Origin of the sequence: Methylococcus sp. S1M, from assembly GCF_051295855.1 — a bacterium.
Classification (GTDB): Bacteria; Pseudomonadota; Gammaproteobacteria; order Methylococcales; family Methylococcaceae; genus Methylococcus; species Methylococcus capsulatus.
Window position 1 is genome coordinate 1 of the sequence record NZ_JBPDXO010000016.1, and the last position, 10,847, is coordinate 10,847.

The 10,847-nt window shown below is 58.0% G+C and carries 15 protein-coding genes; 3 read left to right on the forward strand and 12 right to left on the reverse strand.

All coding sequences use genetic code 11. The annotated features are described in order from the left end of the window. The 12 genes from ACSHWJ_RS15555 to ACSHWJ_RS15610 form a co-directional block, all read right to left on the reverse strand. Positions 1 to 392: hypothetical protein (locus tag ACSHWJ_RS15555; protein ID WP_432540053.1), on the reverse strand; the 392-nt coding region annotated here is incomplete at its 3' end. A 332-nt stretch (positions 393 to 724) separates the two neighbouring features. Continuing rightward, positions 725 to 913 (reverse strand): hypothetical protein, encoded by a 189-nt coding sequence (locus ACSHWJ_RS15560; RefSeq protein WP_432540052.1) that lies wholly within the window; start codon positions 911 to 913, stop codon positions 725 to 727. 11 nt (positions 914 to 924) lie between these two features. Further along, positions 925 to 1,347, reverse strand: coding sequence for a single-stranded DNA-binding protein (locus tag ACSHWJ_RS15565; RefSeq protein ID WP_432540051.1), 423 nt, complete (start codon positions 1,345 to 1,347; stop codon positions 925 to 927). After that, entirely contained in the window at positions 1,344 to 2,111 is a 768-nt protein-coding gene (locus ACSHWJ_RS15570; protein ID WP_432540050.1) for a hypothetical protein, read from the reverse strand. The genes ACSHWJ_RS15565 and ACSHWJ_RS15570 overlap by 4 nt, the downstream gene beginning before the upstream one ends. Before the next feature lie 2 nt (positions 2,112 to 2,113). Next, a complete protein-coding gene (locus ACSHWJ_RS15575; protein ID WP_432540049.1) occupies positions 2,114 to 3,499 on the reverse strand; it encodes an AAA family ATPase in 1,386 nt (461 codons plus the stop codon). A 515-nt stretch (positions 3,500 to 4,014) separates the two neighbouring features. Continuing rightward, on the reverse strand, positions 4,015 to 4,218 hold the full coding sequence (locus ACSHWJ_RS15580) for a helix-turn-helix transcriptional regulator (protein WP_432540048.1): 204 nt from the start codon (positions 4,216 to 4,218) through the stop codon (positions 4,015 to 4,017). A gap of 168 nt (positions 4,219 to 4,386) precedes the next feature. Next, positions 4,387 to 5,019 (reverse strand): hypothetical protein, encoded by a 633-nt coding sequence (locus ACSHWJ_RS15585; RefSeq protein ID WP_432540047.1) that lies wholly within the window; start codon positions 5,017 to 5,019, stop codon positions 4,387 to 4,389. Between the two features lie 176 nt (positions 5,020 to 5,195). Next, entirely contained in the window at positions 5,196 to 5,438 is a 243-nt protein-coding gene (locus ACSHWJ_RS15590; protein WP_432540046.1) for a hypothetical protein, read from the reverse strand. 681 nt (positions 5,439 to 6,119) lie between these two features. Next, on the reverse strand, positions 6,120 to 6,332 hold the full coding sequence (locus tag ACSHWJ_RS15595; protein WP_218800983.1) for a helix-turn-helix domain-containing protein: 213 nt from the start codon (positions 6,330 to 6,332) through the stop codon (positions 6,120 to 6,122). Positions 6,333 to 6,434: 102 nt separating this feature from the next. Then, positions 6,435 to 7,256: a hypothetical protein gene (locus tag ACSHWJ_RS15600; RefSeq protein ID WP_218800984.1), complete on the reverse strand. Its 822-nt coding sequence runs from the start codon at positions 7,254 to 7,256 to the stop codon at positions 6,435 to 6,437. Positions 7,257 to 7,258: 2 nt separating this feature from the next. Beyond that, a complete protein-coding gene (locus ACSHWJ_RS15605) occupies positions 7,259 to 8,449 on the reverse strand; it encodes a tyrosine-type recombinase/integrase (RefSeq protein ID WP_432540045.1) in 1,191 nt (396 codons plus the stop codon). Positions 8,450 to 8,964: 515 nt separating this feature from the next. Then, positions 8,965 to 9,522 carry a helix-turn-helix domain-containing protein gene (locus ACSHWJ_RS15610; RefSeq protein WP_432540044.1) on the reverse strand — a complete coding sequence of 186 codons (558 nt, stop codon included), beginning with the start codon at positions 9,520 to 9,522 and terminating at the stop codon, positions 8,965 to 8,967. 203 nt (positions 9,523 to 9,725) lie between these two features. Here ACSHWJ_RS15610 and ACSHWJ_RS15615 point away from each other — a divergent pair, with 203 nt between their 5' ends. From ACSHWJ_RS15615 to ACSHWJ_RS15625, 3 genes are all read left to right on the forward strand, one after another. Then, on the forward strand, positions 9,726 to 10,070 hold the full coding sequence (locus ACSHWJ_RS15615) for a helix-turn-helix domain-containing protein (RefSeq protein WP_432540043.1): 345 nt from the start codon (positions 9,726 to 9,728) through the stop codon (positions 10,068 to 10,070). 1 nt (position 10,071) lies between these two features. Next, entirely contained in the window at positions 10,072 to 10,524 is a 453-nt protein-coding gene (locus ACSHWJ_RS15620; protein WP_432540042.1) for a hypothetical protein, read from the forward strand. A 46-nt stretch (positions 10,525 to 10,570) separates the two neighbouring features. Beyond that, positions 10,571 to 10,847, forward strand: a 277-nt coding sequence (locus ACSHWJ_RS15625; RefSeq protein WP_435928760.1) for a hypothetical protein, incomplete at its 3' end; no start/stop codon positions are given.

Sequence of the window (10,847 nt, forward strand, 5' to 3'; positions counted from 1 at the left end):
GTGTAGCGGATGGTCGTCAAGCCGGTCGGCGGATCGCCGTCAGCGGCTTCGATCACGTTCAGCAGCAACTCGTCCATGCGACTGCGGGCGGTGTGTCTGGGCCAGGTGCGGAGTAGGCGCAGCAGCTCGGCGCGGATCGTCTTGGCCTTCGAGTAGGGCGTTGATGTCTCCGGCAGCAGGTCGGCAGCCTGGACGATGGCGCGGCGGATTCTGGCGTGCTTCAGGGCGTCCCTGAGCCCGCGGCTGTACGTGTCGAAGCCGAACGCCCTAGTCAGTGACTCGCCGGCTAGGTGGGCGCGGAAGGCTCGTTGAACCCAGTGCAGGGCCTCGGGGCTGGGCTCGCCAGCGTCGAATTCGGCGACGAACTTGGCAGGGTCGGCGGGGCTGGGCATTTTGCTTATAACCTTTAGGAATGAAAAATAGGAAGTAAACAACAACAACCCATATGGGCCGAAAATTAAGCGAAAACCGCGAGTTTGACGACCCGTGGCGAGCAATCTGTCTGGGAAGAACCTACGCATTCCGCCGGTCGCCCGTGTTGCGTTTGCGCCACATCCGACTGGTCGGCCGAATGCTCAGCGCCGCACCATAAGCAAGCCTTGATGCCAGGCCGCAGCTTGACGCCTGCGGGGTATGCGCATTGTGGGCAGGGTGATGGTGCTGCGTATCTGGTCGTCATGGCGCGCCCTCAAAAAATGATTTCGTCGCTGAAGCCGTCCACGGGTCACCAGTCGGCATCTTGAATCTGTGGAAGATGGCCGCCTTCGCGCAGCTCGGCCAGGTACAGCAGCACGGAATCAAGAGCGGCCAGGGTTTTGGCAAGCTCCAGTTCGAGCCGTTCGACGCGTTCTTCGAGGGCGACTTCGTTGCGGCGCCCCAGCGATAGCATTAGGGCTTTGCGTTCTGGGTTCATCTGGGCAATCCTCAGTCAAAAGGAATGGGATCGTCGAAATCGGGCTCAGCCTCGTGTGCTGGCCCAGGCCGGCCGTAAGCCTGCCTCGCATCGAACGCCCTGCCGTCCACCTTGCTCTGCCGCTGCTGCTTCGGTCGGGGCTTCGGTCGCAGAGCGGTGACGCTGTTCGCCACGATGTCCAGGCTGGCCCGGTGTTCGCCAGCCTTCTCGAACACAGAGACTTTCAGCTTGCCCTGGACTGAGACGGCATCGCCGGCATGGCAGCGCAGCAGCTCATCTTGCGCCGTCTGGTCGAAGACGATCAGTGAACACCATGTGGTTGAGCCATCCGCCTCGATGCGGACGTTTGCCGTGGTGAAGGTCTTGCCCGATGCCGATTGCCGGAGTTGCGGGTCTTTGTGCAAGGTGCCTTGGGCGAGGATGTGAAGGCTCATGGTGTTGCTCCTGATTCGGTGCTGGCTGTTTGGCCGCGGGTGTCGGTGCGGCTGGTCGGTGCCCATCCTCTGCACATGCGTTCGTCGGTGCCCCAATGACCTCCAGCTCCGGGGTAGAAGTGGTCGCCCTCGGGGCTTGAGCATGTGACCAATGCTGGATGACTGGTCCGTTTCTGGTGTCGGCAATCTGAACAACGCCGCGGCTCGCCCAGCTTCCACCACGATGCGCAGTTGAGCTTGGCAATCTGCCCGCTGAAGGCGGCTTCGTCCCAGCGGTCGAGCGGCACGAGCATGTCGAACCGCTTCCTGCCCGCGCCGATGTCGGCCTCAACGCGGACGGTGATGCTCTGCTCCGGGTCGTCTACGTCCGGCGCTGGCGGCCGCTCGCTCTCGGCGATGCGCACCCAGTTCGCCCTCTGCGCCGGGTCTTGGCATGCGTCCCAAAGGGTTTGCCAGTCCGCCGGTGAGTAGCCCCAGTGCAAGCCCATCTGCACCAGCAAGCTATGCTCGTCGTCGGTCAGGTCGGTGCCGCCGGCGTCGTTCGCAACCTCGATGTCAGCGCCGGGTTGGCATGGCTCCAGGACGGCTTCCGATGCTCGGACGGCCTGAAGCTCGGTCAGGAGGTCGGTCTTGTGCTCGCGAATGAAAGTGCGCTGCTCGGCGGTGAGTTTCGATGCCGGAGTGATGGCGAGGGCGTCACCTTCCGCCGAGATTGAAATTCCAGCGGCGGAAATTTGCTCGATGAATTTGGCTGCTGCGTTCATTGTCAGAACCACTCGATGTCTGGGTCAGGGTTGAGGTCGACGGGTGTGAAGTGGGCGGCTGAATCGCCAGCGGCTTGCGGCGATTCAGCAGAATCATAATTAGCGGTTCCACCGGTTCCACTTGGTCCACCGGTAGCACCTTCGCCGTCAAAGCCGCGTGATTCCTTGGCTCCGCTGGATTGGCGGTGGAACTGGTCGTTTTCGCAAGCAGTTCCACCGGTTCCACCTTTCGAGTCGAAACTATCTTCTTTCTCGTCGGTGGAACCGGTGGAACCGGTGGAACTGGTGCCACCGGTGGAACTGGTGGAACCGCTCTTTGCGATTACATATCCGCCGGCAGCTCTATCTATAAGGCCCTGGTCTTCTAAAGCGCTCAAGTGTTTACGAACGGCTCGCCATTCCTTCGCGTCCTTCGCGATTACGACGCCAGGGTGAATAGCCGAAGTAACGTCCTTACCAGTGATGGGCCCGTGGTTGCGTATGATTTCGATGATGCGCTTACGCTCTGGACTCAATAGGGCCTCTGGTCCGGCTCCGGTGATGCGCCACTGGCATGATGTCTTGTCCCACGCCAGGGCATACTCGGATTCGTTCTCGATGTCGCGCCCAGTGACAAAGAGGGCAGCATCGCCGGTTCCGCGGTTACGTTTCATGATAAGGATGCCGTCGACACCACCCGTCAGTCCTTGAGTGCCGCTTACAGTTTGGAGCGGGTCTTCGGCGTCCATCTTCCTCGAGTGATGCACAAGGATGATGGCGATTTTGTACTTTGCCGCTACAGCCAGCAGCGCCGCGCCGATCTCATAGTCTTGGCTGTAGGCGTCGCGGTTGGCGTTTTGCTGCGGTCTAAACTTCGCCAGCGTGTCGATAACCACCAGCCGACATTGAGGGTGCTGGTCGAGCCATTTGCGGAGTGCGTCAACGCCACCGGCGCCGGCCCGCGGCCAGTCAGTACGCAAGTGCATCGCCGCTGGGGCATCTGTGCCGCACAGCCGGGAAAGTAATCGCCGCTTCAATCGGCGTTCGTTGTCCTCAAGAGCCAGGTAGAGACTTTCGCCCTGGTCCACGTCGCGGATTGTGCCGAACACTGTTCCGCCAGACGCAACTGCGATGCACATATCCAGCGCCGCCCAGCTCTTCCCAATTTTCGGACTTCCGACCAGCAGGGCGACGCCTTCAGGTAGGATTCCGGGGATCACCCATCGTAGGGGCTCGAATTCCTTTTGGCACAAGATCGCCGCTGATATGGTCTCCGGCGGTCCATCGTTCGCGGCCTTCGACTTCCCATTGGCCTTGCTGTCGTCGCTGCCATTCTTGCCACCTTTCAGCAATTCGTCTGCTAGGTCATCGAGCCTGGCATTTTCCCGCTGCGCTCGCTCGCTACGCATACCGCCCTACCTCCTTGACGATACTGGACAACGTCTCAGCCGCGCGGAGCGCGCGCTGGCAGTCGTCTACACTGGTCCCGTTGCCGCTCAAGATGTCCTGAATGACGATTGCGACAATGCCGGCTTCTCGGGCTGCAAGCCGAATAAGGTCGCGGGCCTGGTGCTCGGGAACGCCTCGACGCGGGCGGAAGCCCTCGAGCGGCGGGTCTCGCGGCGGGAACAGGTCTCTGACGGTCAGCCCGACAGCATCAAGAACGCTCTCGGTCGAATCCCCTCCGAAATCGTGAAGCAACACACGCCCGTCGTCGCATTCGCGAATGGATAGACTGGCAGTTCGCTCTTGCCTGGTCGGGGCCTTTGCTAACCAGCGGCCGGGCCCAACTTGTTTAACGCCGTTGAGGCGCGACAGAAGTTCATGGATGGGTTGCGCGGAACTGGCGTTTTGCGGAGAATTGGCGGTGCAGGTATTTCCTCTCGCCGCTTCCCGGTGCCAGCCGGGGGCGGCTCCAACTGTCCTAGTCATGCCGGCACCTCACCAGCCACGACCGAACGTCACCGGCTCGGTACCGAACGTTGCGGCCGATTTTCAGCCAGGGCGGGCCGCCACCCGTCACTCGCCAATAGTTCAAGGTTGCCTTTGTCGTCCTTAGCCATTTTGCGTTCTCGGTCGGCGTCAATAGCGCGTCATCTGGCAGTGATCCAAAATCGGTTTTATCCATCTGGTACCTCACAAGCTAAACCATTCCCAGCCGATTAAATCAAACCGAAAGCAACGTGTGCTGGAGAATTCAAACTGTATTCCGGAGAATACTTATTTTCCTGGAAGCGGAATCGTAAGTCATTGAAACAAATTAAGTTTAATTCGTCGTTCCGCATAGCCGCACATCTCAATAACGCGACTTGCCATTCGTATCATCTGCCCAGCGGATGACGTCATGAATTGTCTTCTCGTCGGGTGGATTGAGCGGAAGCGCGGACTGAATTCTCTTGATAACGCCAGGCCGTTGCCTTTTTTGCCCCGTGTCGTACCCGCAAGCCTTGGCAAGCCACAAAATGACACGCGCCTTTGAGTTATCCGTAGGGCCTTTTGGCTTTCCTGCCTTCCTCACGCTGGAATTCCCATCGTCCGAATAATTGCATCCGTCCTTCACCTCGTCGTACCAATCAAGGCACGCCTGCGATACATCTATCCAATCACGTGATATTGCCCACATAATAGCGTCAATCGGAGCAATAACGTCATATTCATATTTCTCCTTCCCTAGATACTTATATTGTTGGATTCCATACATTTGATACGCCATAGCAAGATCACGCGCAGCGGCTTCAACCGGTGTTTGGGGTTGGATGTCGCGGTATCCTGTTTCCTTTTGCGCAGGGATTGCGCCCGCAAGAATCGCCGCGGATAGCGCATTACAGACCTTGCGGCGTTGCTCGTCGCAATCGTCCGACGAATCATCAATTAGGTATGTGGCCGCGTCTTCAGCGGTCCATCGTCTGTGAAAGGGTATTTCAACCATTCCGCTCTTCTCCGGAATATCTTCATAAAGGAACCGCGCCGGGGTCGGTGAAGATGCCGACCGTTCGCCCCGTCGAGCTAGGCGCGGTTTAACTCGTTGTCAGCCCTGCCGCTTACGCCACTTCTTCTTGGGTCGCCGGCTTCGGCTGGGTTTCTCGTAAGGGTTACTCGGCCTGGTCAAAATTCTGGCCGCCATCCCTCAACCTCCCTTCTGGCCGCCTCAAAAGCAAGACGCTGTCGCTCGCCGGCTGGCAGGTCCTGCGGTGCTTTCGCTTCGGCCTCCAGTTGCTCAAGCGCGTGAAGAATCATGCGCTTGATAACCTCCTCCATCGGAAGGCCAAATTCACGAGACAGCGCTCGCACCTTGTCGGACTCGGCTTTGTCGAGCCGGACAAAAAGCGTTCGTGATTTGTCACTCATCGCGCCACCTCCGCGATCAACTCGGCTAGGACCTGGACCAAACGATCAACTCCAATTACAGCCAGCGCTGTAAGCAAAATCTCTGAAGCGCTCATTTCAGCCCCTCCAGTTGACAGTTATCGACCAACTTCTTGCGGATACTGATTGATACCTCGTCCACGGCTTCCCAAATTCTATTGGTCTGGTCCCTCAGCAGCTCGGCCACGTCAGTAATGACTGCCTCGTCGATTTTATTTTCGTTGGTACAGTCCACGCTGATAATCGCCGACAACGCCGAATACAGTAGCCGGCAATCCCGCATGCAGCCTTCCAACTTGTCCAGGTCGGCGCGGGTGATGGGCAGGGTTTGAGTGTCGGGCGGGTGGTATTGCTAGGCATGGTATGCCTCCTGAAGTTTGCTAAGTTGAGAGCGCCCATATAGGGCGACTGCGGCGCTTAGCATCTGTTCAGGACAGACTCCGGGTATTGGGTATTTCCCGGAACACCGCAGCCGCGTAACAAACGAACTCGATACGCGATGCGGGAATATGCCGGACGGATTCCGGGCATAAAAAATCGCCATGTCTGACGGGTGGCGTTTCCGCCTGAAGGAGTTGCTAAGCTCCGTGGCAACCATGATGCCAGCATCAACGCCGATGTCAACACCGTAGCTCATCACGGCGCCGAGAAGGGAGTGGGCCATCATGCCTTCACGCCCCGCGCGTTCTTTTCGACGAACCGCGTCAGGTCTTCGACGCGATAGAACGGCTTCCTGCCGATCTTTGTGTAAGGAAGATTGTGCCGGCCGGTGCAGCGCCAAGTAGCAAGGGTCCGGACGCTCTGTCCTAGATATTGCGCTGCCTCGACGTCAGTCAGCAGCCGTGGAAGCTCAAGGTTTTGCGTGGGTGTTGCCATGAAATTGTCCTCGCATGTTGAAGTGCGAGAACAGTTTCCATGAACCGATTGCAGCGGGCGCGGACAACTCGCGGTCGTGTTTGTGGTCGAGTTGTCCGGTCGTCAGGTGTCAGGCTTGAGCCGTTTCTTCAGCTTTCGCGGGCTGGCGGAATCTGGGTTGATCTCCTGTTCCAGGCCGAGCAAGACGGTCCCGAGCTGAGCAAGATCGGTGTTGGTGATGGACTTGAACACGGCCTCGGCTGCGGGTGTCATGGCGTTGTATAGCCTCTGCTCATTGAAACGCTCCTCGAGCGCCTTATCGAGGGCAGCCATATAATCCTTCGTCGAGTGCTGCCGTGTCGCTACAGCGGATTCAACAAATCCCCATTTTGGATTGGTGTGATCCATTGACGATTGCCCGAGTTGTTCCAGCATTTCTTGCAGGCTCGGCCTTGTTTCAAACATCGGAGCATCATCATCCAGGTGTGAACGAATCTGCATTTGCAACAGCATCCTATTTTTATATCTGACGGAGTTTCTCTTGGTTTCCTCAGATAGATATTCTCCTGCTCCATACATCCACAACGGAAGATCAAGCTCCGCTCTCTCTGCGGCCCTGCGAACCTCTATCAATAGCTCTGACAGCTCCGCCGATTTCGCCCTGAATTTCTCTATAAGCCCTGGAAGCCGCTTTCTTGCGTCTCTTATTGTTTTGGTTCTGTCCGGGTTGGCAAATACCGTGGCGATGATAAAACAATCCATGATTTTTTTCCGGTCATACTCATGAAGCGCCGGAGAAAATATCTTGTCAAACACATTGCCGAGATAATCAGCATTCTCTATGAGTCTTTCTATAATAGGCTCCATTTGGCGTATTAGCCCCTGCGATCTAACACGCTGCAGCTCCTGGTTAAGGTAAGCTACAGCCTCCTCCCTCGGCGACATAGCTATTTCCTCCTCATCTTGACCACGTCGGCGGAAGGCTTCGCTCCGGCTGCCTCCAGCATCGCGGCCGTGGCGGATTCCACGGACTGACGCACTGGGTCTAAGTCCAGCCTGGCATAGATGGCCGTGGCCTGTTGGCTCTTGTGGCCCAGGCTCTTGCCGATGATCGCGAGGCTTGCCCCCTGGCGGGCCTGCCAGCTTCCCAGTGTTCGGCGTAGGTCGTGGATGCGAAGATCATCGATGCCTGCCCGATCCAGCACGCGACGCCATGCCTTCTTGGGCTCAACCATGTGTCCGGTCTTTCCGGTCCCAGGGAAAACCCATTCCCCAACACAGAACGACAGACGCTCCTGTAGGATGGCTACCGCTTCCGGGACCAGCGGCACGGTGATGGGCTGCTTGTTCTTGGAATGCTCGGAAGGGATTCGCCACACGCCGGAACTGATGTCGATTTGATCCCAGCGCATAGCCAAGAGATTCCCTCTGCGCTGTCCGGTCAGCAGGGCCAAAACGATGAAGTCGCGGATGTTGATATCGACCTCCTCCGCGAGCGCCTGCCATAGCTTCGGCATCTCCCCCGGCTGGATGAAGCGGTCGCGGGACTCCATGCGATTGCTCTTGATGCCCTCGGCCGGATTCACGCCGGGCAGGTGCCCCCAGGCTTTCGCGACGTTCAAGGCGGCGCGGAGCACTGCGATAACCCGGTTCGCCGTGGGTCCGGCTCCCTTGGCACTGATTTCGTGGTGAAGCCGCTGCACGTCTGCCCGGTGGATCGATGAAAGCTTCTTCGTGGCGAATCGGGATAGATACAGTCGATAGGTCTTTTCGTCCTCCCGCACCGTGCTGGCACTCTTGTGGACCCTGGCGTATTTGTTCAAGTATTCGAGCCAGAAGGTTCCGAAGGTAGCTTCCTGCTTGGCGGTTCGCTTCAGCTCGGCCGGGTTCCTGCCTTTCGAGATTTCCGCTTGCAGTTCGACAGCGCGGCGGCGGGCCTGCTCGACCGTGACTTCCGGAAACGGCCCGAGCTTGATGTACTCCACCTTGCCCTGGACCTTCTTGACCACATAGAAGGTTTTGGAGCCAGCGCCGACTCGGAGTGCCAGCCCCTTGGATTCGGTGTCGCGGGCATAGTAAGACTTCCCCTCGAAGGGCAGGGATTCAAGTTCGCGCTTGGTGAATTTGAAGGGTTTCATCGGACCCACACACGTCCGCACATGGACCCGCACATTTTGTTGCTCATCGTCGTTCCAACCTATTTCCAACCTCCGAAATCAAATCGAAGCGTTTGGCATGAATCGAGCTAAAACAAATCCTACCGCTAAACGATTGAAAAATAAACGGCAGCAATCGAGGTTGAACGCGGGAAAATGAGAGAAAAAGCCGGACCGAATTTTCGTAATGTGCGGGTCGTAGGTTCAAATCCTATCACCGGCTCCAAGAAATCAGGCACTTATGCGAAAGCAAGGTGCTTTTTTTGTGTCTGTGGGGCACTAACCCCCAACGAATCACGACAATCCGCCCCGATGTGGGGAGGCTATTGATTTGGCACTCTGGACTAGCCCGGACAACGGCGGACTTCTTAGGACAAATCAATGAGTTGAACGAATTTCGCGCGAAAATTCGTTTTGGCATAAATTAGCGAGGAAAAAGCGAAAACGAGAGAATTTCGCGCAGGATTTGACACAACTCGATAGTTAATCGATAAAGCTTATCGGCCAGGCTTGAACAGCAGAGCAGCCCGAGAAAAAATCTCCCTGGCCATCTTTGCCCCCATCCTTCGAGTTTTCGAATCGTGGGCAACTTCTACAATATCGGCGTAAGTCCGCGCCACCATTTCCGCCCTGTCTTCCACTGGCGCAATCCTTCCCGCCGCCAAGAACGCTTCATCCAACGCCATAAGCAGCTCTGCCAGCAGCTTGGTGTCAATTACCTCCGCAGTCTCTTCTGCGGCGTTGACGTCTGGTGTCAGCCTCTCCGCCGCGCCCGAATGGCTCAACAGTCCGGCGGCGGTCTCCTCCGTGCTCAGGCGCTTTGCTTTCCGCATTTCTCCCTCGCCCGTTAGCAGCCAGGCGGGCTCCACGCCGTACTGGTCGCAGATGGCTGTCACGAAGTCTGCTGGCGGTTGTCGTACGTCTTTCTCATAATTCTGGTACGTACGTGCGTGTACCGACAAACTGCCAGCAAACTCAACTTGCCCCAGTTCCAGGCTTTCTCTGACCGCCCTGAGTCGGCCTCCAAGCGTCTTCAACGAAGGTTCGTTTCTCATGCTAGAAACGAACCTAGCCAGCGCGAACAAACGAACGCGTTCGATTCTTCGCAAGTAATTGATTTCATTTCAAAAATGTACATATGTCCCGCAAAAAATAAGAAAACAGAAACGAACGTATGATTTTTGGGTTGACGAAAACATACGATTGTTCATAGACTAACAACTCCTAACAAATTGACGGCCCAGCAAAGGAGACCTAAATGTCCAAAACCAGCACCCAAAAAAAGCCAGTCCCGGAAGACTGGCATCCGGCCGACATCGTGGCCGCGCTGCACAAGACCGGCCAGTCGCTGCGCCAGCTAGCGCTGGAGCACGGCTACAAGTCGGGCGGCACGCTGTCGGCGGCGATGATCAAGCCCTATCCCAAAGCCGAGGCGATCATCGCCAAAGCCATCGGCGTGAAGCCGGAACAAATCTGGCCCAGCCGCTACGGCGACGGCGGCAAGCGCCCGTATCGCGGCTGGGCCGCACGCTGCATGCACCGTGCGCGTCAGCATAGCGAATCCGAGCCGGCGCGCAATGCCGAAGTGAGCGAGGAGGTTTGACGTGGCCCGTGCCCGCGACCTGGTGTCCCTGGACATGTTCGAGGCCGTACCCCGGCCCGTGCCCCTGGCGCCGGGCAGCTACGCCTTCACGCGGGAAATCGCCGCGGTGATGAGCGGCGCCATCAAGGCCTGTCAGCACGACCGGCCGGAAATCGCGGCGCGCATGACGCGGCTGCTGGGCAAGGAAGTCAACCTGTACAAGCTCAACGGCTACACCGCGGAAAGCCATGACACCCGCAACATCAGCCTGGAAAACGCCATCGCCTTCGACGCGGCGACGGATGGCTACGCCCTGCTGAACTTCTTCGCGGAAAAACGCGGCTGCACCGTGCTGGTCGGCGAGAACGCGTTGCTCGCCGAGCTGGGAGAGATCGAGCGCATGGAAGCCGAACTGGCGCAGCAAAAGAAAGCCATCAAACAGTATTTAGGGAGGGGCAGGAATGGTCGTCGTTGACGGGAGGCGCTGGTATTCGGCAGTAGAGCTGGCCGGCACGCCAGGAATGCAGACCACGCTGCAAGGAGTAAATCGATGGGGGAAAGACCGGCCGCGCAAATCCAAGAAGGACTTGGGGCTGTCCGGAAAGGGATGGATGTACCCCGAATCCTGTCTGCCGAAGGAGACGCAAAAAGCGCTGCAGCAAGAGCGCGAAGACACTGCCCGCCAAGCCAGCCTCGCCGCCGAGCTGGCCGCGCTGGAGAACTCCCCCGAATACCGCGCCGGCCAAGCCATCGCCCGGCAGATGGCCGAAGCCTCGGCCCGAGAAGCTGAGGCCCGGC